Annotated in this window: 26 protein-coding genes and 1 pseudogene; 12 read left to right on the top strand and 15 right to left on the bottom strand. The window is 36.3% G+C overall.

Annotation, left to right across the window (positions count from 1 at the left end; translation table 11 throughout):
* Positions 1-85: 85 nt before the first annotated feature.
* The 5 genes from phnA to ACSG5Z_RS22885 form a co-directional block, all read right to left on the bottom strand.
* Positions 86-427: an alkylphosphonate utilization operon protein PhnA gene (gene phnA / locus ACSG5Z_RS22905; protein WP_048528370.1), complete on the bottom strand. Its 342-nt coding sequence runs from the start codon at positions 425-427 to the stop codon at positions 86-88.
* 234 nt (positions 428-661) lie between these two features.
* Positions 662-1459, bottom strand: coding sequence for a DUF2628 domain-containing protein (locus tag ACSG5Z_RS22900; protein WP_435712192.1), 798 nt, complete (start codon positions 1457-1459; stop codon positions 662-664).
* A gap of 318 nt (positions 1460-1777) precedes the next feature.
* Complete coding sequence (locus ACSG5Z_RS22895; RefSeq protein ID WP_435712191.1) at positions 1778-2455, bottom strand: CPBP family intramembrane glutamic endopeptidase; 678 nt, start codon at positions 2453-2455, stop codon at positions 1778-1780.
* A 96-nt stretch (positions 2456-2551) separates the two neighbouring features.
* Positions 2552-3430 carry a nucleotidyltransferase domain-containing protein gene (locus ACSG5Z_RS22890; protein ID WP_435712190.1) on the bottom strand — a complete coding sequence of 293 codons (879 nt, stop codon included), beginning with the start codon at positions 3428-3430 and terminating at the stop codon, positions 2552-2554.
* Positions 3399-3707, bottom strand: a complete 309-nt coding sequence (locus ACSG5Z_RS22885) for a YuzD family protein (RefSeq protein ID WP_000248590.1) — start codon at positions 3705-3707, stop codon at positions 3399-3401. The genes ACSG5Z_RS22890 and ACSG5Z_RS22885 overlap by 32 nt, the downstream gene beginning before the upstream one ends.
* A 206-nt stretch (positions 3708-3913) precedes the next feature.
* On the opposite strand from ACSG5Z_RS22885, the gene ACSG5Z_RS22880 reads away from it, so the two are divergent.
* The gene (locus ACSG5Z_RS22880) at positions 3914-4150 is read left to right on the top strand and encodes a NifU family protein (RefSeq protein ID WP_000431158.1); all 237 of its coding nucleotides are present in this window, start codon (positions 3914-3916) and stop codon (positions 4148-4150) included.
* A gap of 315 nt (positions 4151-4465) precedes the next feature.
* Entirely contained in the window at positions 4466-4681 is a 216-nt protein-coding gene (locus ACSG5Z_RS22875) for a carbonic anhydrase (RefSeq protein WP_088064716.1), read from the top strand.
* 60 nt (positions 4682-4741) lie between these two features.
* On the opposite strand, the gene yutH is transcribed toward ACSG5Z_RS22875, so the two are convergent.
* On the bottom strand, positions 4742-5743 hold the full coding sequence (yutH, locus tag ACSG5Z_RS22870) for a spore coat putative kinase YutH (RefSeq protein ID WP_435712189.1): 1002 nt from the start codon (positions 5741-5743) through the stop codon (positions 4742-4744).
* 120 nt (positions 5744-5863) lie between these two features.
* Between yutH and ACSG5Z_RS22865 the strand changes: the two genes are divergently transcribed.
* Positions 5864-6355 (top strand): phosphatidylglycerophosphatase A family protein, encoded by a 492-nt coding sequence (locus tag ACSG5Z_RS22865; RefSeq protein WP_046953585.1) that lies wholly within the window; start codon positions 5864-5866, stop codon positions 6353-6355.
* 20 nt (positions 6356-6375) lie between these two features.
* Here ACSG5Z_RS22865 and ACSG5Z_RS22860 read toward each other — a convergent pair whose 3' ends face one another.
* On the bottom strand, positions 6376-6855 hold the full coding sequence (locus ACSG5Z_RS22860) for a GNAT family N-acetyltransferase (RefSeq protein ID WP_435712188.1): 480 nt from the start codon (positions 6853-6855) through the stop codon (positions 6376-6378).
* A gap of 614 nt (positions 6856-7469) precedes the next feature.
* Between ACSG5Z_RS22860 and ACSG5Z_RS22855 the strand changes: the two genes are divergently transcribed.
* Entirely contained in the window at positions 7470-8051 is a 582-nt protein-coding gene (locus ACSG5Z_RS22855) for an NAD(P)H-dependent oxidoreductase (protein ID WP_097857003.1), read from the top strand.
* Positions 8052-8083: 32 nt separating this feature from the next.
* Here the strand turns inward: ACSG5Z_RS22855 and ACSG5Z_RS22850 are convergent, their stop codons facing one another.
* From ACSG5Z_RS22850 to ACSG5Z_RS22835, 4 genes are all read right to left on the bottom strand, one after another.
* Positions 8084-8614, bottom strand: coding sequence for a DUF5673 domain-containing protein (locus tag ACSG5Z_RS22850; protein WP_087986025.1), 531 nt, complete (start codon positions 8612-8614; stop codon positions 8084-8086).
* Between the two features lie 111 nt (positions 8615-8725).
* The gene (nucF, locus tag ACSG5Z_RS22845; RefSeq protein ID WP_435712208.1) at positions 8726-9490 is read right to left on the bottom strand and encodes a 5' nucleotidase NucF; all 765 of its coding nucleotides are present in this window, start codon (positions 9488-9490) and stop codon (positions 8726-8728) included.
* A 108-nt stretch (positions 9491-9598) separates the two neighbouring features.
* Positions 9599-10231, bottom strand: coding sequence for a helix-turn-helix transcriptional regulator (locus tag ACSG5Z_RS22840; protein ID WP_060488135.1), 633 nt, complete (start codon positions 10229-10231; stop codon positions 9599-9601).
* Between the two features lie 86 nt (positions 10232-10317).
* Positions 10318-10758 (bottom strand): DUF86 domain-containing protein, encoded by a 441-nt coding sequence (locus ACSG5Z_RS22835; RefSeq protein WP_000274003.1) that lies wholly within the window; start codon positions 10756-10758, stop codon positions 10318-10320.
* A 147-nt stretch (positions 10759-10905) separates the two neighbouring features.
* Between ACSG5Z_RS22835 and glpX the strand changes: the two genes are divergently transcribed.
* From glpX to ACSG5Z_RS22820, 3 genes are all read left to right on the top strand, one after another.
* A complete protein-coding gene (gene glpX, locus ACSG5Z_RS22830) occupies positions 10906-11877 on the top strand; it encodes a class II fructose-bisphosphatase (protein ID WP_000439090.1) in 972 nt (323 codons plus the stop codon).
* Positions 11878-11893: 16 nt separating this feature from the next.
* On the top strand, positions 11894-12160 hold the full coding sequence (locus tag ACSG5Z_RS22825) for a DUF3055 domain-containing protein (protein WP_000392614.1): 267 nt from the start codon (positions 11894-11896) through the stop codon (positions 12158-12160).
* 370 nt (positions 12161-12530) lie between these two features.
* Positions 12531-13028: a cytoplasmic protein gene (locus tag ACSG5Z_RS22820; protein ID WP_088064724.1), complete on the top strand. Its 498-nt coding sequence runs from the start codon at positions 12531-12533 to the stop codon at positions 13026-13028.
* Positions 13029-13073: 45 nt separating this feature from the next.
* Here the strand turns inward: ACSG5Z_RS22820 and ACSG5Z_RS22815 are convergent, their stop codons facing one another.
* Complete coding sequence (locus ACSG5Z_RS22815; RefSeq protein WP_002008894.1) at positions 13074-13385, bottom strand: YutD family protein; 312 nt, start codon at positions 13383-13385, stop codon at positions 13074-13076.
* A 115-nt stretch (positions 13386-13500) separates the two neighbouring features.
* On the opposite strand from ACSG5Z_RS22815, the gene ACSG5Z_RS22810 reads away from it, so the two are divergent.
* Positions 13501-14079 carry a YhcN/YlaJ family sporulation lipoprotein gene (locus ACSG5Z_RS22810; protein WP_000744037.1) on the top strand — a complete coding sequence of 193 codons (579 nt, stop codon included), beginning with the start codon at positions 13501-13503 and terminating at the stop codon, positions 14077-14079.
* 30 nt (positions 14080-14109) lie between these two features.
* On the opposite strand, the gene ACSG5Z_RS22805 is transcribed toward ACSG5Z_RS22810, so the two are convergent.
* A complete protein-coding gene (locus ACSG5Z_RS22805) occupies positions 14110-14841 on the bottom strand; it encodes a MerR family transcriptional regulator (protein ID WP_435712187.1) in 732 nt (243 codons plus the stop codon).
* A 99-nt stretch (positions 14842-14940) separates the two neighbouring features.
* On the opposite strand from ACSG5Z_RS22805, the gene ACSG5Z_RS22800 reads away from it, so the two are divergent.
* Complete coding sequence (locus ACSG5Z_RS22800; protein WP_116868002.1) at positions 14941-15756, top strand: YhfC family intramembrane metalloprotease; 816 nt, start codon at positions 14941-14943, stop codon at positions 15754-15756.
* A gap of 23 nt (positions 15757-15779) precedes the next feature.
* Here the strand turns inward: ACSG5Z_RS22800 and ACSG5Z_RS22795 are convergent, their stop codons facing one another.
* Positions 15780-16223, bottom strand: a complete 444-nt coding sequence (locus tag ACSG5Z_RS22795) for a hypothetical protein (protein ID WP_088064728.1) — start codon at positions 16221-16223, stop codon at positions 15780-15782.
* 134 nt (positions 16224-16357) lie between these two features.
* Here ACSG5Z_RS22795 and ACSG5Z_RS22790 point away from each other — a divergent pair.
* Together ACSG5Z_RS22790 and ACSG5Z_RS22785 are read left to right on the top strand one after the other, a co-directional pair.
* Positions 16358-16911 (top strand): annotated as a pseudogene (locus tag ACSG5Z_RS22790) (histidine phosphatase family protein).
* A gap of 74 nt (positions 16912-16985) precedes the next feature.
* Entirely contained in the window at positions 16986-17465 is a 480-nt protein-coding gene (locus tag ACSG5Z_RS22785) for a YbaK/EbsC family protein (protein ID WP_262748863.1), read from the top strand.
* Between the two features lie 20 nt (positions 17466-17485).
* Here ACSG5Z_RS22785 and lipA read toward each other — a convergent pair whose 3' ends face one another.
* Entirely contained in the window at positions 17486-18382 is an 897-nt protein-coding gene (gene lipA / locus ACSG5Z_RS22780; protein ID WP_000166369.1) for a lipoyl synthase, read from the bottom strand.
* A gap of 189 nt (positions 18383-18571) precedes the next feature.
* Here lipA and ACSG5Z_RS22775 point away from each other — a divergent pair, with 189 nt between their 5' ends.
* Complete coding sequence (locus tag ACSG5Z_RS22775) at positions 18572-19555, top strand: M23 family metallopeptidase (RefSeq protein WP_000944677.1); 984 nt, start codon at positions 18572-18574, stop codon at positions 19553-19555.
* Positions 19556-19581: the final 26 nt, after the last annotated feature.

Below are 19581 nucleotides of genomic sequence, written 5' to 3'. Positions count from 1 at the left end.
ACTGTTCATGGTAAATAAAATTATATCGACTTACCGATAAAAAATGACAATAAAAAAGAGGAGGCTAATCGCCTCCTCTTTTTATTTACGCCTTCTTAACGAACTGTGATTTTAATTTCATAGCTCCGAAACCGTCGATTTTGCAATCAATATCGTGATCGCCATCAACTAGACGAATACTCTTTACTTTCGTACCGATCTTCACAACTGAAGAAGTTCCTTTTACTTTTAAATCTTTAATAACAGTAACAGCATCGCCGTCTTGAAGAACGTTTCCGTTCGCATCTTTTACAACTTTTGCACCATCATTATTTTCAGTTTCTGCTTCTTGGCCCCACTCATGAGCACATTCTGGACATACGAAAAGAACGCCATCCTCATACGTATATTCTGAATTACATTTTGGACAATTAGGTAAAGTAGCCATAAATTCATTTCCTCCGTTCATTATTTATACGTAAAAATCAAAATTGATGTTTACATCTCGATAAATAAAATTTGTATAGCATTTCTTTATAGTGCCATAGTCTCACGTTATTGACAACCCTACCTCAAATTCTCATTTTTTATTGTATTTTACAAATTTTCAATTCGTATGGTGTTTCCAATAAAAAAGAAGAACCTTCACAAGATCCTTCTTTTCAAAATGAACGAGTTCTCACTAGAACCCCCAACCATTCTCTTCAATATAAAATTGATACTCTTCCAACTCTTCTTCACTTAACTTCTTATTATTCTCGTATACCTCTTGCCACTCGAAATAATCTTCATCGAAATAAACAGCAAATTTAATTTTTACGTTTTTCTTCTCTGTATAATCATAACCAGTAAATTCTACTACATCATAATCTTTTTCTTTCGTTACAAGCTTCCACGTTGGATTATCCGTCATAATCTCTAAAGTAAATCCTTCACCACTTGTACGAACAACGTTTTTTATATTTGGTTCAGTTGGTAAAAAGGAGAGTCCGAACGTGGCTCCGCCAAATACTAACCCTACTATGATGTGTAAACCAACCATACCAGCAAAACTAGCGCCACCCTTTAATTGTAAATAATACGCCTTCTCATGATCTGGCATATTTTCTTCCTTATGTAAAATACGGACAGCATGCTTATAATATAAACGGTTTCCTTGCCATCCAGTAAATATCATCATTCCTAATTGAAAAACTAGACCAATTGATAAAAAAATCCCATCTGGAATGTCTATAAAAGGGGGTATAAGTATACTAGGTAGCGCCAGTAACGTAAGTATAATAAACAACTTATACATTTTACGATAAGCTAACCAAAAAGTTGGGAAGAAAAAGACTACCCAATTCCACGTATTCCCTTGCGCTGGATTTTCTACTTTCCCCCACTTAAAGTCATAATACGCCGTATTCTTTTGAACGACTGTATGTAACTGTTGCGAAGAAATTGTTTCTTGTAAAACAGTGTCCCTCACGTACATCATCCTTTTCTCATTTCTACATACGTGTATTTTATAGAAATAAAAAGAAGGAATCTAACAAAAAGTACATATATTTCATAAAAATGAACGGAAATCGAATATATTCCGACAATTATCCGTTTATTATTTCATTTTACTTTTAAATATATTAGAATACTTATGAATGATACGTTTAATACACTAAGTTAATCATTTTGTATATTTGATAATAAAAATGTTTCACATGAAACTATCTATATTTCGTATTACCTTTCCTCTACACAGTACATGTAAATCCATTTCTACAAAATACGAAAGACGCCCTTTTCAAAAGGCGTCTTTTTACAGTTGAAAATTTACTAATATAAAAAATGCATTATTTAATAAATGAATCCCCCATGGGACGAGTAAGTTATTTGTTTTCTTATACGTATAAGCTAAACATATACCACCACCAAAAATATATAAAACACTCCCTACTGTAAGGGGATGACCTAAAGTAAATATAGAAGCACTTATAACGGCACTGCTAAGTATAGAGAAGCGCTGAGATAATTTCATAAAAAACATACCTCGGAATACAAGCTCTTCCCAAATTGGTGCAAAAACAGTGAGTACAACTACGTATAAAATGATTTCACTTTTAGTAGGCTCTATTACTATATTAGATTCATTCACACGAAGCCCATGTGGTAAAACTAAATTTAATACTGCAATATATATAAGCAGCACGATCATTGTCATTACTATCGTTACATAATGCTTAAAATTATTGAACTGTATTGTTTTTAATAAATGTACACAGTAATTTCTCGCTGGTGAATATATTAAGATAATAGTAAGAAATGTTAAAGGCGGAATAAGATGATCTACATACCATGGATATAAGGAAGAGTCATAAACAAGGTTCAAAAAACCCACTCCATACATTACCCCAAAAATAATTATTATCATGCTAATTACTTCGCGCATACTTATTGCTACATTCTTTTCTTCATAAGTAGTTAATTCTGTATTCATCCTATCCCCTCCAGTATAATTAAACCTTTTAATCCATTATATACCATTCTCAACACAAAAACAGACGATACAATCTACTGTATCGTCTGTTTTTCCCTACCATTTCTCTCTACATGTTTCAATTAAATGCAGTAAGTACTTCCTCGTCATATCTGCCCTTCTCCACCTTGAGAGCATTCGCTTTTCTTTTGGATTCTGCCGTATTCTCGCTACTTCTTTTAATAAAATCTCCCATTCTTCCCCTGAACGTTCTAACAAGTATTGCAATCCTCTATCTTTTGAAACGATTGTTTTATGATCCAGTGTATATAAAATACGGCCCATCGTAACGACTGCTGATTCTACCCACTCTTCTATGAAAAATAAATACGGCTGCTTCGCTTTTTCACTCCAGTACTGTTCTACGTTGTATTTCATCGTATTGACTACATCGTCCCACCTTATTTGAAACGGAAGATCTTCCGCTTCTTTCCCGGTAACTGTAATACCTTGATTTTTCAATGTCCACCATGTGACCGCATTAATATCCCAATGACCTACATTCGCTTTACCATCTGCACAATACACGTACTCATTCATTTCATCATTGTATTTCCCTAAATCAGCAAGCGGAATATACATACCATCCATTCTCTTACCTAACGTACTACCACTAATTTTCTTATGAAGTTCGACAAGTTGCTGTTTTTCAGCTTCATTCACGGAATCACTTATTACTGTAATAAAATCAACATCGCTCGTTTCTGCATGAAATGCACCGAGTGCGATGGAGCCGTAAATATATACCCCGACTATTTTTTCATCTAAAAAAATTTCTTTTAATTCTACTGTGTACCGCTCCATTAACTGTCGTACTTCTGTTGGTAACGCATGCTTCACTCCATTTTTCACATCTATCCCTCCATTAAAAAAAGCCTTCGCAAATTCGCAAAGGCTTCCTGTTTTATAAATATTTCTCGATTTCTTCGTAAACATCCTTCAAACGAGGATTTCCTTCTCCAACAATTTCTCCATTTACAAGAACGACCGGATAAAATAGATCTTCTTCCACTACGCGCTCTGCGAATGCTTTTTTATCTTCATCTTCTTGTTCTTCTTGAAAATCAATATACTCGAAATTAAATTTATTTTCTTGTCCTTCATATTTACGACCAATCGCCGCTTGTAGCCACTCAAATGTTTCTGTTGAAGATGGCATTCCAACGCAGCTCGCACAAATTACTTTCGTCCCATACACTTGCACATTAACCATTTCTTCTCCCCCACTTCTTGTTTCAACAGTATATTCAGATGTCTTAGTACATAAGCACATCATTTTACAAACTTATTCCATACCCCTATACTGAAAAAACACGTTGTAAACATGATAAAAAATTTCGACATTAAAACAAGAACAGAAAAAATAGATTTTCCCCTCTATCTTGATTATAATAAAACTGATGAAAGGAGTCGATAAAAATGGAAAACCCACATATGGAAGAACAAGTACTAGAAGTATTAGATAAATTACGTCCATTCTTACTTCGCGATGGCGGAGACGTTGAATTAGTAGACATTGAAGAAGGTATCGTAAAATTACGCCTTATGGGTGCTTGCGGAAGCTGCCCAAGTTCTACAATCACACTAAAAGCTGGTATCGAACGCGCATTACTTGAAGAAGTACCAGGCGTTATTGAAGTAGAACAAGTATTTTAATCTAAAAGCGGAAGCGGCTCGTTCAGAACAGGAGGTCATTGGAGCTCCTGACGAAGAGGCGCTTTTTGCCTCACAGGAAGGCGCCAAATGGCCGACTGTTCTAGCCGCTGGAGCTAGATATTAATCTAAAAGCAGAAGCGGCTCGTTCAGAATCGCTTCCTAGAAAGAGACCCATTTGGGTCTCTTTTTTTATTCAAAAAACACTTCTCCTTTAACATCATAAAACAAAATTGGAAATCCTTCTCAAAAAGTGAGATAATTAATACTATAGAATCGTTCACACATATAAAAGTAAAAAACATAGGGGGACGACACATGCCAAAAATGGGGAACACTTTCTTAACAATTCAAGAACTAGAAAAGAAAAAAGAGTATTTATTAGACCTTTCATCCGTTATACCAACATGGAATGCAAGTTATCAATTTTTATTTAAAGAAATTCAGCAAGAATTATTGAGTAAAGTAAATGAAAAAATCGAAAGACATCAATTCATTTTAAATATATGTGCAGATCAACAGATAGGGGCATAATGTATTACATACAATTGTGATATATAAAAAAGAGACCTCAATCGGTCTCTTTTTTATATTTTAAGATAGCCAATCTAATTTCCTAATCCCTAACTTATCGACTGGTAAACGAAGTGAGCCATAAAAGTGCTTCATAAATTGCTCAGAGCGGTTCACATCGTGTAAAATGGCTTCTAAGCGATCTCTATATATGCTCTTTTGTTCTTCATTTCCTGTTTGGTAATATCGTTCGACTGTTTCAAAGTAGTGAAGTGGGAACAGGAGCCTTGCAAATAATAGGCGCCAACCAAATGAGGATAGCGAATAATTCCGTTCATAATCTGTAACAAATTGAACGATTGTTTGCTCCCAGTCTTTCTTTTTTTCTATCATCATATAGCGGATTAATTCTGCCATATCTCGAGTTGGGTGATCATACACCCAATCGAAAGGAAGTTTGAGACGCTTCGTTTGATGCCATAATAAAGGTGTGAATCGTTCTTGGCAAATTGTTGCTGCATCAGTCATTTGCGGCGTATCATCCATCTCTGTATCGACAACATACTGAATTGCATTTTCTGCAACTCCTAAGTAATACGGGAAGGATTCAATAAACAATTGATCGAATACGTCTGTAGGGTGGTTCATCACTTGTGATTGCCAAAACTTTTCTAATTGATCGAGCCTTTTTTCCCATAACGCTTTCCATTCGCCTATGCGGCTTAATTTCTCGATTTCTTCTGGAAAGAATGCACCTCGTTTATGGAATATAGAAAGCTCACTTCCTAATGATGTAGCATGTCGTTCTAACGCACGCATACCTTTTAATAAGCAGTAATTTTGTTCTTCTATCTCACTTACATAGTAGCCGTGTATAGTCGGAACGAAAGTCGCTACAGTTATATCCCCTTGCTGGTTCATATAATCACTGAGCTTTTTCATCTCTACAAGTACTTCTTCCTCCATTTCTCCAATTGGAACAAGTACATAAATTTTGTTGCGAATCCAAAAGCTTTTATAGGGGCCAAGGGGGATTAATTCTTTAACATGCATATGATAATGCTCATAAATATGATGAATCATCGCAGTCGCCACCTATGGTTTTTCTTTATATATATGAGCTTGTGCTCGCCTTTCATTCCTATGCACATGATAAAGCAACGAAACGTATACAAATACTAAAAAGAAAAAAAGGTGATAAACATGAAAGAATCAAATCAACTACAAGAAAGAGCATTACAACTATTACAAGAACGTGGTGTAACAATTGACGATATTGCTGAGCTTGTTCATTTTCTTCAAAAAAAATATCATCCAAATTTAGAGATGTCAGAATGCCGTTATAACGTTGAACGTGTATTATCAAAACGTGAAGTACAAAACGCACTAATTACTGGTATCGAACTCGATGTCCTTGCTGAAAAAGGAATGTTAAGTGAGCCGTTACAAGATATCGTAAAACGTGATGAAGGCTTATACGGAATTGATGAAGTGATCGCACTTTCTATCGTTAATGTGTACGGCTCTATCGGTTTCACGAACTTTGGATATATCGATAAATTAAAACCTGGTATTTTAGAATACTTAAATGATAAATCAACTGGACAGGTGCACACATTCCTTGATGATATCGTTGGCGGAATTGCTGCCGCTGCTTCAAGTCGTTTAGCGCATAGAGCTGAGCATTCGGAATAAAATATGAAAGACCGTCAGTTTCATACTGACGGTCTTTTGTATTCCATGAGCATAAATTCTCTCCCGCGGCTCAAAAAAGTAGGTCCTTGTTGAAAACCTATGTTTTTATATAGCGTAATAGCCCTTGTATTAAATGTCGCTACACTAAGTCGAAATGTTTTCGGCTTATATTCTTTAACAGCAAAGGCTATCCCAGCTTGAAAAAACATTTTCCCCATCCCTTTCCCTGTTAACGCTGGCTTCATGCCAAGTCCGATATCAATTACATCTTCTCCATCATATAAATGAGCCTCTCTTCCCCCTGGCACTTGTGCATTTTCCCCAAAACAAAAATAGCCGATAAACTCCCCCTTATCGTCACAACAACCGTAATACGTCCCATCTAATAATTCTTCTATCGCTTCTTCCTCTCCTGAAAAACTATACAAATCATAAGGTTCTTCGTACGTCCACGTATTTATCTCATTTGCTTCTTCTACCGTTAACTTATGTATATCCATCCTTCTCTCCCCTAATCAAATATTCTATATATACTCATTCATTTTTCGCGCCTCATTTCCCTCTAATTGGAATATGCATAATTACATACGCACACCTATGAAACAAATGGTACAATTTATTTGAATCGCTGTTGCTACACTTCTTGATCAAAGAAAAGGCGTTAAAACGGATATTAGCGCCTTATCAAACTCAAGCAATTGGTACATTTTGTCATCATGAAAGACACTCGAAAGAGTGTCTTTTTTTTATACCTCACAAGGACTTACTCATTTAAAAGTATAAATACATAAAATAATGTAACTCTTTACACACATGAATCTTTTTCTAAAAGTTGTGAAGTAGACTCAAAATAAAAAAGCACTCTTGGCTAGAGTGCTTTTTACTTTCAAATAAGGAGGTTACATAATATGGATAGTACTCTCGTATTTAACTTCGGCATTGGTCTTGTTATTATTTTATTTGTTTTCTTTGTTCTTTGTATGAGTGGGGTATAGAAAGACGATTTTAGCCGTCTTTTTATACATACATATGTATGTATCATTTGACTTCCACAACAGAAGTAACCATAATAGTTACATAAATAAAAAACTATCCACAAATAGGAGGAAGAACAATGAAACATGTAATCGTTTATGCACACCCAAATACAGAAAGCTTCAACCATGCGATTTTAGAAACGGTAAAAAGTGAATTAGAAGAAAAAGGTCACGAAGTACGCGTTCGCGATCTATACGAATTAAACTTCAATCCAGTATTAGGCGCTTCCGATTTCATCTCATTTTCTCAAGGAAACACACCAGAAGATATTAAAGAAGAGCAAGAGCATATCTCTTGGGCGGATAGCATTACATTCATTTATCCAGTTTGGTGGGCGGGACTTCCTGCTATTTTAAAAGGATACGTTGACCGTGTATTTAGCCACGGCTTCGCTTATGCTTACGGTGAAAATGGTATTGAAAAGTTATTAAGCGGTAAAACAGGCTTACTATTATCTACAATGGGAAATACGAAAGAAGCATACACAGCAGGCGGTATGTTTGAAGCAATGAAGAAAACAGCAGATGTTGGTATTTTTGAATTTACAGGTATTGAAACAATTGAGCATACATTCTATACGAGTGTTCCTTCTGTGGATAACAGTGTGCGTAAGCAATATCTTGAAGAAGTTAAAGATGTTGTGAATCGTGCATTCTAATAAAAAACTCCGGTTGTTAAAACCGGAGTTTTTTATTTCATCATTAATTTCGGAATATATCTTTGAAGAATGCTTTCTAATTCATTCATATCTTCCTGTCTAATAAGTAAATTTACATTGTCATTCATTTTTTCTCGCCCGCGATATAAAAATATATTTTCTTTTGGATTTTCCCATGTTGATGTTTTATAGCCTTTTAATTCTTCGTATGAATAAAAGTTTAATCCGTCTACTACACCTTTTTCATATATCTGTACACTTTTAATAAGATGGATAGCTATTAAAGTCATAAAACAACTTGCTACAGCATGAATACCTAGCTGAATGAGAAACTGTTCAACTGTATCAATATCGCCACTTACGTACTGAGCATATATATACATACATTGCCCAATGAAATATGCTGGTCCAAGTAATGCAATCCAACGTCTTTTCACCCGAGGATACATTGCAATGAGTTTTCCTGAGCTTTTTTTCATTTCATTTATTTTATATATCTTCCATAGAACAAAAAACAAAACACATAATGTAAAAACAAACATAATACATGACATCCAGTACACTCTGATTCCCCCTTGTATCATTACATATAAATTTTACATTTTATATAACAACGGCGAATATGCAATTATGCATAAAAAAACAGGTAACCTATTCCGGTTACCTGCATTTCATTACATCTTCTCAATCCACTCCGTCAAGTTATGCACAACTTGCGTTGGTTGTACTTCATATTCTGTTAACTTCTCCACAGTTGTGACTCCAGTGTGGACAAGAAGGGTATGCATGCCAGCATTTACTCCCGCTAAAATGTCTGTATCGTAGTTATCCCCAACCATTAATGCTTCATCTTTTCCTACACCAAGCACTTTTAACGCTTGTTCCATAATGATTGATTCTGGTTTTCCAATAAAGATTGGATCCACGCCTGTTGATACTGTTATAACTGATGTTAATGAACCGTTACCTGGTAATAATCCGCGCTCAGTCGGAATGGCGATATCTCCATTTGTAGAAATAAACGTTGCGCCGTTACGCACAGCAAGACAAGCTTTTGCTAATTTTTCATATGTGATGTCACGATCTAAACCAACAACAACGAAATCAGGATTTTCATCCACAAGTTCAAATCCTTTTTCCACAAGTGCATCATGTAAGCCTTCTTCACCAATCATATATACAGTTGCGTCTTGTTTACGTTCATAAATGAAGTTCGCTGTCGCCATACTCGTTGTGAATACTTGCTCTGCTTCCGCTGGAATATCGAAACGAACAAGTTTTTCTGCCACTTGTTCTGGTTTACGCGTTGAATTATTCGTAACGAATAAATAAGGAATGCCGCGCTCTCCTAATGCTTTTACGAAGTCGCTCGCTTCTTCAATTTGTTCTTCTCCGCGATACATCGTACCGTCTAAGTCAATTAAGTAACCTTTATACATCATTATGTCTCTCCTTCTATGCTAACGTTCTCACCTTATCATACCACTCTTATATTACCCGCTTTTTCCAAAGAAAAAAACGCTTTACCTAAAAGCGCCCCATAACGTTCATTTTTTCTCTTTTACTTGGTAAGAACAACTACAATCGCCCTCACACATGTTTGCTAACGTCTTTACATCTGCTCCTGCAAATAAACGATTATACATCTCTTTTTCATCTTCGCATACTTGCGGGAATCTCTCTGCAATTTCTTTTAACGGACAGTTTTGTTTTTCAATTACGAAAGAGTTCTCCCCATCTCTCTTTATTTGAACCATATAACCATTTTTCTCTTGCATAGCCGCTATCTCTTGCACTTTAAATGCTAAATTCTTTTGATTACTCACTCGTTTTTGCAACTGTTCTTCCATTCGCTTCGTTCTCTCTGTTAAAACGTAACGAAGTATTTTTTCATCACCCATTCGAGCTAAATCTTCTAGCATATCAATCGCAAATTGCTTATACTCCTTCGGGAATGTATCTTCTCCCTTTTCACTTAATCCATATAAATAAGTTGGTCTTCCGACATGTTGTCTTACCATCTTAGAATAAATGAAACCATCTTTCTCAAGATTACTTAAATGTCTTCGGATCGCCATTTCTGTAATCTCTAAAACGTCAGCTAGTTCCGCTACTGTGTGCTCTCCCTTAACTTTCAACAATTGTACAATTTCATCTTTCGTCGTACGTGCTTCCCCCATGCTTAACCCTTCTCCCTTTTCCCTTTACTTTCTCACATACAATATAAGATCCCCAAAAGGCAGTCCCGGGGATCTTATAAGCATAATTATTCTGGTACAAATGCAGATACAGGTCCTAATTCCTTCTCTAAATAACTGCGAATATTTGCTGGGTATTTCTCTACCACTGCAATATGTTTTTGAATCGTCTTATATAATTCATCATGATTCATTTGAATATAATCTTGCGTAAGCATTTTTCGAAGAAGGATAATTTCTTTCATTCCTTGTCCTTCTTCTGCACTTATCACTCGCTCGTCCATCAAAATATCGATAATATCTTCATAACTTCCTGGATCGCGCATAATAAATCCATCAATCATCGCATTCCCTACATCTAATACACAATCAATAATTAGATGAGCTATACGTTCTAATGCGTAAAATTCAAACTCGGTTTCATATATCTTTTTCTCTTGAAATGTACTTGTTGCTCGTTCTAAACATACTAGCATTTGTTCTATTTTCTTTCTGTCTACAAAATACATGAATGTCACCTACCTGGAAATTAAAGCATTTACATTTTAATTGTAACGCTTTCTTCTGAAAAAATCGACAATTTTTCGAATTCACCTTTTCTCCGTTATTTGTTATAGTTATATTTGTATGATTTTTGAAATTGGAGGAATGAAATCTTGGAACGTGAACTCGCACTAGAAATTGTCCGTGTAACAGAAGCAGCAGCATTAGCATCCGCACAGTGGATGGGCCGCGGAAAGAAAAACGAAGCAGATGATGCAGCAACTACAGCAATGCGTGATATGTTTGATTCAGTAAACATGGCAGGTACAGTTGTAATTGGTGAAGGAGAACTTGATGAAGCACCGATGTTGTATATTGGTGAAGAACTAGGAACAGGTAACGGTCCAGAAGTAGACATTGCCGTTGATCCATTAGAAGGTACAAACATCGTTGCAAAAGGTCTTGCAAATGCAATGGCAGTTATCGCAATCGCAGATAAAGGAAACCTTCTTCATGCTCCTGATATGTACATGGAAAAAATCGCGGTTGGTCCAAAAGCAGCTGGTAAAATTAGCTTAGATGATCCAATTGAAAAAACAATTGAAATTGTAGCAGAAGCTAACAATAAAAAGATTCGCGATCTAACAGTTATCGTGCAAGAACGTGAACGTCATCAAGATATTATTGACCGTGTTCGTGCAAAAGGTGCACGCGTAAAATTATTTGGTGATGGTGATGTTGGTGCGTCAATCGCAACAGCACTACCTGGAACGGGTATTGATTTATTCGTAGGTATTGGCGGAGCTCCAGAAGGTGTTATTTCTGCAGCAGCATTAAAATGCCTTGAAGGTGAAATGCAAGCTCGCTTAGTTCCAATGAACGAAGAAGAAGAAGCTCGTTGTCGTGAAATGGGATTAGAAGATCCTCGTCAACTTCTTATGTTAGATGACTTAGTATCTGGGGATGATGCAATCTTCTCAGCAACTGGTGTATCTGCTGGTGAGTTATTAGACGGTGTTAAATTCCTTGGCGGAGATCTAGCTGAAACATATTCTATCGTTATGCGTTACAAAACAAGAACGGTACGATTCATTAAAACGCATCACCATTTAGATCATAAACCACACTTAAACTTAGATATTTAATAAAGGAGCCATGTGTATGGAAGAACGTTTCTTTCTGTACGACGATACAGTCGCTACAAGAACTCGTTTCGTTAGCTTTATGGGAGAAAATGAGCGTCATGATTTAGCGCTTTTATACTCCGATCGTCATTACGGTAAAACAATTGTCCTTGATATACAGCGCAATAGATTTGCAATCATCGGTCCTGACGATTTAAACGAACCAGGCTACTTAGAGCATGCATTTTCTATGACTGAAGAAATTGCAGAAGAATTACGCTCATTTTTATTTGAACTTATATAATTTATCTTAGGCACCAGCTATGTTAGCTGGTGTTTTTTCGCTTTAAGTATTTTGAATTTTCAATATTATATGTTGTAATGAAGAATAAATCTATTTGGATAGAAAGGACGTTATCTACGTATGCCAACATTTACTTTGTAATGGACCAGCAATTGGATAGCATTACTCTCAAAAAAGCACCGTGCTTTTTCAAGGGAGTAGTCTGCCCATTCCCATTACAAAGGAACGTAACGCATCTGTAGTATGATGTTTACGGAGGTTCCTAAGGGAACCTCCTTTTATTTTTGTCTATTTCTCATGTCTTCATACTACAAGACATCCAAATAGCTGTATTACGTTTCTTTGCCACTACTATAAGAGGTGAAGAAAAATGCAGAAAGTACAACTTTCTTGGAGTTTATATGAAAATGAACAAAACACAATCGAAAAGTATTGTAAAAATTGCAGACGCACTACCTTATTTACTGACACGAATATTCGTAGGCATAACGCCAACGGAAAGAATATATACCGCTTTGCCATTTATAAATGCCCGAAAGATCATACGTGGAATCAAAAGCTTCGTATTTATAAAGCATTCACTGATCACGTTGAAACATTCGACATGACGCAGCAAGATCAAATAGAAACAACTACTACCATTTCCATTACACAACATAAAGAAAACGGCATAGCCGAAATCACGATCGTATTAGATATCGTTTTCGGTTCCCACCGAATGGATAAAGCTTTATCCACATATATTTCTGACTGGAGCCGTACACGCATTGTGGATAAAATTAAAAATGGGGATATTCAATTGAACGGACAACAAATGAAACCAAATACAATACTTTCTGAAGGCGATCATATCTCGATTTGTTTATAAGCGAAAATATGCAAAAAATCCTCTTACAATCGTAAGAGGATTTTTTTATTTCTTCACTTTTCGTAATACGAAGTGTGCACAACCGAAATTACAGTACTCGTATAAATACTCCGTTAACGTACTAATTTTCGTATCATATGTCGAACGTTGATTACTATCATCAAAGAAACCGCGCAATCTAAGTTGCTCATAACCCCAATCCCCTACGATGTAATCATATTTATTTAAGATTTCTGCATAACGCTCTTTAAATGCTTCTTCACTAAAACCGTCACGAAAGTTTTTAATTACTTCGTACTGAACATTATTAATGCTCACCGTAGCATGCATCTCTTGCTCTTGCTTTTGCTCCATCATTAACTTCCTCTCTAAGCATTCTTCTTTTTATCGTATCACAAAGCATACCAACCAACAATTTCAAATACAAAAAATTGAAAATTAGTGCATGCTATGGAGAAGGAGGTGATACATCGTGAAAAAACAAATTATACTCTCTCTCCTCACTCTTTCCTTATTCGCAGGCTGTCAATCAACGAATAAAGCCGAAATGGAACGTGAAGAAGGAAGTCGTGTTCTTGTTTCCAATAAAAACGACATGTATCATACGGAAAATACAAATACACGATTAACGAGAGTCGGTTATTCATCTAAACAAAAACATGAAGTATCTAACAAACAAGTAGGAGCCATTAACCGTGAGAAAGTCGCTGAAATGATTACAAGCATGACAGTCAAACTTCCTGACGTTACAAACGCTGCTACGCTCGTTACCGATGATGAAGTATTTGTTGTATACCGTGCAAACACAACGGATCCAAAACTCGTAGCAGATCAAGTATATAAAGCTGCTTTGTCCATCGTCCCTCGCTATTATAAAGCATATGTATCAACAGACCAAAAGTTGATTTCTCAAATTCAAGGCCTTCAATCAGGTAGCTTAAATGATACAGAATATACACAGAGCCTCGACATGCTAAAGCGAGAAATGAGCAAAAATCCTCATTTAAACAATACGGGGGATCAGACTTTGAATGATATGATTAAAAAATAAAGAAGGTGGAGAAAACCTCCACCTTTTTTACTATTTCTTACGATCCGCATAAACCTCCATCGCATCACACATAAACTGTGCTAAACCTTCACCAAACTTATCGATATTTTTCGTGAAGCGCTCATCAGCGACGTACATTTGACCGAGTCCTTTAAAAGCATCTAGTGAATATTCTCCGAAGTTTTGCAAGTAATCGTACCATACCCCGATTGCTTCCTGTGCCTCTTTAGAATCTGGTGCGCCGTGTCTAAGCGCCGCTAAATTTCTGTAAATAGTATTAAACTCTTCTTGATTATCTTTTGACATACCTTTCGCGTATTCATTCGCTTTATCTACAGCTGCGTCTCCCCATCGTTCACGCGCTTCTTCTTCGTACGGATTATGGCTGAAATCGAAGCCTTCAAATTTCTCTTTATTCGTCATTTCAATCTCTCCTTTTGTATGCTGAATTGTTTTATCAATTGTCGCAATCACCTTATCTAATCTGGCACGTTTTTCAACAAGCATTTTCTTATGAAGCTGTAGTGCTTCTTCGTGGTCAAATGATGGACTCATGATAATTTCTTTAATTTTCTTCAAAGGGAAGCCTAGCTCTTTAAAAAATAAAATTTGCTGCAATGTCTCTAAATTTTTATTGGAATACAGACGATATCCAGACTCTGTCGTCTCGTCTGGGGTTAACAACCCAATTTCATCGTAATGATGCAGTGTGCGCACACTAATTCCAACTAAATTAGCTACTTCTTTTACCTTCATTGTCATGTGTATCTCCCCCTTAATACATACGATAAAGTATGACGCAACGTTAGAGTCAATAAGTAAATTCATTTTTTGTTAAAAGTTTCATCTCCACTATATTTCATGCATAATAGATATGTACATATATTAGAAAGCGGTGAAAGTATGGTTTCAAGTACGGTAATTGCCAGTATCACAATTCAACTTGTGATTTCGATTCTGGTACCTATTATTGCGTTTGTTTATTTCCGTAAAAAATATAATATTAATTGGAAAGTGGTCGGCGTTGGTGTTCTTATCTTTATTGGATTTACCCAAATTCTCGAAACACCGTTCCACCTATTTATGCGTGGTAATCCAGCAATTGCTCCATTTTTAGAAAATCCGTTTGTCTTTGCAATTTATGGCGGACTAACTGCTGGTATTTTTGAAGAATTAGGACGCTTCGTTGCCTTCTTCTTCCTACTAAAAAAATATCTAGAATATAAAGATGGCTTCGCTTATGGAATTGGTCACGGCGGGATTGAATCCATTTTAGTTGGCGGATTCTCTGCATTGCAGACACTTATATTCGCTAATGCTATTAACAATGGTAGCTTCGCTCAAATGGCAGAAAAACTACCACAATTAAATCTTGTAAAGGATATGTTAATAGAACAACCTGCTTATTTATACTTCCTTGGCAGCTTGGAAAGAATTATGGCTCTTGTATTGCAAATTGCCTTTACAATGCTTGTCTTATACGCAGTAAAACAGAAGAAATATATCTTCCTTGTTTACGCTATATTATTCCACGCATTTGTAGACTTTTTCGCGGCACTTTATCAAACAAAAACAATTAACATTTTTGTTGCAGAAGGAATTACCCTTCTCTTCACAATTGGTGCTGTCATTCTTATTCGTAAAATGAAAGAGAAATTAATGAGTGTACCGGAATAAAAAATAACCCACCAGCTGGTGGGTTATTTTTTACCACGATTTTCGCAATGATGATAACTCTTGCCCTCTTGCAGCTCCCTCTTTGTTTCTGCATCTATAACAATATACTTATGAAACTCTTCTGCTTCATTTTGAGAAAAGGAAGCAAAAAAATAAACTTGGCGATCAGGGTGAACAAAAAAATCTTGAAGTACCACGCTACTACGACAACCCACGGCTGCTTTTTTTCTGAAAGAAAATTCTTTATCCGGCACTTCTTTAAATAAAATCTTTTTTCGAACGCTATATGCTGCATTGTTATATTCTTTATAGATTTTCTTATCTAACTGTTCGTAAAACACATCTTCACTCACAAATGATTTATTTCGATTGCTTGGATAATTTAATTTTTGATTGGATTCTGCATATGTTGTGGACAAGTGTATAAAAAAACAAAGACCGAATATAATACATATCATTTTTTTCATCATTACACCTCAAATGTTCATTTATCCACATTACTTTTCCACATATTTAAATCAATATGCCATTTCCAATAAAAAGGAATTTTCCCCACATTTGTCGAAGTATATAGCGTCAACTTGAAAGATGGGGATGAATTATGAAGAAATTGATTGTAATACGACATTGTTCAGCAACTGGACAAGAACGTGATGCCGAATTAACGATTGCAGGAAAAAATCAGGCAAACACTCTTGCTACATTCCTCTTAGAAAACCAATCACAAATAGATCATATTATTTCAAGCCCATTTGTGCGAGCTATCGATTCTATTCGGCCCTATGCGCTTCAAGCTAACTTGTCTATCCAAGAAGATGAACGATTAGCTGAACGCATATTAAGCAACGTTCCAATGGATGATTGGTTGCAAAAACTAGAATCTACTTTTACAAATATAGATATCGCCTTTTCAGGCGGAGAGTCAACAAAACAAGCGACGGATCGTGCATATCACTTATCCAAGACGTTTTAAAGTTAAACCATACTACAACACTACTTGTTACACACGGTAACTTACTGACGCTCATTTTAAAGCACTTTGATCATACGATCGGCTTTATTGAATGGAGAGCTTTAACGAATCCTGATATTTACGAAATTACACTCGATAAACAATGTATCCTAAAACGATTATGGGAAGCACCGTCCAAGTAATATCTCTTTCCAACACATTCAGTTGACGCCACGAGAAGAAACTGTACTAACAATAGAAAGGGGTATCACTCCATATGTACGAAGATGTACTTGCTTTACTACATAAAACAAATGCTTCTTACGAAAAGTTTGAACACGAACCAGTACTCGATTATGAAACAGATCGTATCGTACGTGAAAGGCTTGGCTTACACGGCACTCCAAGTAAAAGCTTATTTTTAAAATCAAAGTCTGGAGATTATTACGTATTTTTTACGTTAGAGGGTAGAAGGCTCAACCGAGGAGAGATGAAAGAAATAACAGGAGAAAGCTTATCTCTCTGTTCTCCTGATGAGCTAAGAGAAGAAACAGGCTGTACTCCAGGATGTGTAGCTCCTTTCGGTTATTCACAAAATGTAACGATTATTGTGGATAGTGCTATTTATGCTTACGATAAAATTTTAATTACACCTGGTGTACCTGAATTTACAATTGAATTATCCACAGAGGAATTAAAGAAAATCTTATTAACATGCCCAAATACTGTTTTAGAATATAAACAAAAAGAGAGCTAATGATTAGCTCTCTTTTTTCATTATTTTGCTTCTGCTGTTTTTTCTTTTGCAGAACGAACCTGCTCGTCCGCATGGTAAGAAGAACGCACAAGTGGGCCAGCTTCACAGTGGCTAAAGCCTTTGCTAAGTGCAATTTCTTTAAGCTCTGCAAATTCTGCTGGTGGGTAATATTTAAGAACTGGTAAATGCTTCTTAGATGGCTGTAGGTATTGTCCAAGAGTTAAAATATCCACATTGTTTGCACGTAAGTCATCCATCGCTTCAATTAAATCTTCTCTCGTTTCACCTAAGCCCACCATAATGCTCGATTTAGTTGGAATATCAGGCTGCATTTCTTTTGCTCGACGTAAAAACTCTAATGAACGATCATATTTTGCTCTAGCGCGAACTCGGTCAGATAATCGACGTACTGTTTCAATGTTATGGTTTAAAATATCTGGTTTTGCATCCATTAACATTTTTAAGTTTTCTTCTACTCCACCCATATCAGATGGTAATACTTCGATTGACGTAAATGGATTTTTACGACGTACAGCGCGTACTGTTTCAGCAAAAACAGCTGCTCCCCCGTCCTTTAAATCATCACGTGCAACCGCTGTTATAACAACGTGCTTTAAGCCCATTTGTACTACAGAATCTGCTACGCGTTCTGGCTCTTGTAAATCAAGCTCAGTTGGTAAGCCTGTTTTAACCGCACAAAAACGACAAGCACGTGTACAAACCGCACCTAAAATCATAAATGTTGCTGTTTTTCTTACAGCCCAGCATTCATGAATATTCGGACATTTTGCTTCCTCACAAACTGTATGAAGATTCTTAGAACGCATCATTTTCTTTAAGCCTGTATAGTTTTCATTCGTGTTTAACTTAATTTTCAACCATTCGGGCTTGCGCTTATATTCTGTTTGTTTTGTCATGGTTATCAACTCCGCACAATATGAAATAATTTACCGTGTTCGCTTCTTTCAATGTAACATATCTATTCTAACGTATGAAAGCGATTTGCTCAAATGAAGATTCTAAGATTTTTTCCAATCGTTCCCTATAATGAAATACTCCGTATATCCCACACTAAAAAGAGTGATGTTGTGAAAGGAGTCTATTTCATGCTTCGAAAAATTTCTCTTTTGCTTTCGATTTGCTTTCTTCTCCACCAAAATATCGCTTACGGTGAAGATAATCAGCAAAGCATATACGAAAAGCGCATGGCACTATATAAAGAAACCGAGCAATCTTCAGGCATTCCGTGGTATTACTTAGCTGCAATGGATCAATACGAAAGAAATATACGGAGCGTAAGAAAAGATATTCCGAAAAAACCAGATGCCATTATCTCCCTTTATTTCAAACCAGAAATATGGGCTGGTCCCGTTAATGGTAACGACACTCTCCCCCATACAATTTCTCTATTTGGCGGATTGGGTTTAGATGGTGACAAAGATGGATTTGCAAACGCAAATAACGACCGTGATCTTCTGCATACAGCAGCGACAATTTTAAAGAAACAAGGAACGTCCGAAGACCGTGTTCACATTATGCTTTGGGAATATTATAGACGTGCGAAAACAGTTGAATTAATTACCGAATACGCCCAAATTTATAAACATTACGGACGTATTAATTTAGAAGGAAATGCTTTCCCTCTTCCGATTCGTAGTGACCATAGCTACCGTAGTACTTTCGGTGCTGGAAGAAGTTTTGGGGGAAGGAGAGTTCATGAAGGAACTGATATTTTTGCAGGCTATGGTGTACCAGTAAGATCTACTTGCTATGGCATTATTGAAACAAAAGGCTGGAACCGTCTTGGCGGATGGCGCATCGGTATTCGCGACCTTCATAATAATTACCATTATTACGCTCATTTAGGCGGATTCTCAAAAGAAATACAGCTTGGACAAATTGTCGAACCAGGAAAAGTAATCGGATTTGTCGGTAGCACCGGTTACGGCCCTCCCGGCACAGCTGGAAAATTCCCGCCCCACCTACATTTCGGTATGTATAAAGACAATGGTTATACAGAATGGGCTTTCGATCCATACATGCATTTAAGTCTGTGGGAGCGAAAAGAACGCACGAATACAAAACGATAACCGTAGCATATTGCTACGGTTATTTT

Origin of the sequence: Bacillus pretiosus, from assembly GCF_051294775.1 — a bacterium.
Classification (GTDB): Bacteria; Bacillota; Bacilli; order Bacillales; family Bacillaceae_G; genus Bacillus_A; species Bacillus_A wiedmannii.
Note: the sequence above shows the minus strand (reverse complement) of the source record. Positions and strands in the feature narration are given on the sequence as shown.

Excerpts from the sequence above, each read along its gene's own strand:
- ACSG5Z_RS22885 (WP_000248590.1), bottom strand. The coding sequence starts at position 3,707 with ATGGTTAATGTGCAAGTGTATGGGACGAAAGTAATTTGTGCGAGCTGC.
- ACSG5Z_RS22800 (WP_116868002.1), top strand. The coding sequence starts at position 14,941 with ATGCATAATAGATATGTACATATATTAGAAAGCGGTGAAAGTATGGTT.
- ACSG5Z_RS22865 (WP_046953585.1), top strand. The coding sequence starts at position 5,864 with ATGAAAGAATCAAATCAACTACAAGAAAGAGCATTACAACTATTACAA.
- ACSG5Z_RS22835 (WP_000274003.1), bottom strand. The coding sequence starts at position 10,758 with ATGTATTTTGTAGACAGAAAGAAAATAGAACAAATGCTAGTATGTTTA.
- nucF (WP_435712208.1), bottom strand. The coding sequence starts at position 9,490 with ATGTATAAAGGTTACTTAATTGACTTAGACGGTACGATGTATCGCGGA.
- ACSG5Z_RS22785 (WP_262748863.1), top strand. The coding sequence starts at position 16,986 with ATGTACGAAGATGTACTTGCTTTACTACATAAAACAAATGCTTCTTAC.
- ACSG5Z_RS22895 (WP_435712191.1), bottom strand. The coding sequence starts at position 2,455 with ATGAATACAGAATTAACTACTTATGAAGAAAAGAATGTAGCAATAAGT.
- ACSG5Z_RS22815 (WP_002008894.1), bottom strand. The coding sequence starts at position 13,385 with ATGATGGAGCAAAAGCAAGAGCAAGAGATGCATGCTACGGTGAGCATT.
- ACSG5Z_RS22840 (WP_060488135.1), bottom strand. The coding sequence starts at position 10,231 with ATGGGGGAAGCACGTACGACGAAAGATGAAATTGTACAATTGTTGAAA.
- phnA (WP_048528370.1), bottom strand. The coding sequence starts at position 427 with ATGGCTACTTTACCTAATTGTCCAAAATGTAATTCAGAATATACGTAT.
- ACSG5Z_RS22855 (WP_097857003.1), top strand. The coding sequence starts at position 7,470 with ATGAAACATGTAATCGTTTATGCACACCCAAATACAGAAAGCTTCAAC.
- ACSG5Z_RS22775 (WP_000944677.1), top strand. The coding sequence starts at position 18,572 with ATGCTTCGAAAAATTTCTCTTTTGCTTTCGATTTGCTTTCTTCTCCAC.
- ACSG5Z_RS22880 (WP_000431158.1), top strand. The coding sequence starts at position 3,914 with ATGGAAAACCCACATATGGAAGAACAAGTACTAGAAGTATTAGATAAA.
- ACSG5Z_RS22795 (WP_088064728.1), bottom strand. The coding sequence starts at position 16,223 with ATGAAAAAAATGATATGTATTATATTCGGTCTTTGTTTTTTTATACAC.
- ACSG5Z_RS22860 (WP_435712188.1), bottom strand. The coding sequence starts at position 6,855 with ATGGATATACATAAGTTAACGGTAGAAGAAGCAAATGAGATAAATACG.
- lipA (WP_000166369.1), bottom strand. The coding sequence starts at position 18,382 with ATGACAAAACAAACAGAATATAAGCGCAAGCCCGAATGGTTGAAAATT.
- ACSG5Z_RS22900 (WP_435712192.1), bottom strand. The coding sequence starts at position 1,459 with ATGATGTACGTGAGGGACACTGTTTTACAAGAAACAATTTCTTCGCAA.
- yutH (WP_435712189.1), bottom strand. The coding sequence starts at position 5,743 with ATGATTCATCATATTTATGAGCATTATCATATGCATGTTAAAGAATTA.
- ACSG5Z_RS22805 (WP_435712187.1), bottom strand. The coding sequence starts at position 14,841 with ATGACAATGAAGGTAAAAGAAGTAGCTAATTTAGTTGGAATTAGTGTG.
- ACSG5Z_RS22820 (WP_088064724.1), top strand. The coding sequence starts at position 12,531 with ATGCAGAAAGTACAACTTTCTTGGAGTTTATATGAAAATGAACAAAAC.
- ACSG5Z_RS22890 (WP_435712190.1), bottom strand. The coding sequence starts at position 3,430 with ATGTTTACGAAGAAATCGAGAAATATTTATAAAACAGGAAGCCTTTGC.
- ACSG5Z_RS22825 (WP_000392614.1), top strand. The coding sequence starts at position 11,894 with ATGGAAGAACGTTTCTTTCTGTACGACGATACAGTCGCTACAAGAACT.
- ACSG5Z_RS22875 (WP_088064716.1), top strand. The coding sequence starts at position 4,466 with ATGCCAAAAATGGGGAACACTTTCTTAACAATTCAAGAACTAGAAAAG.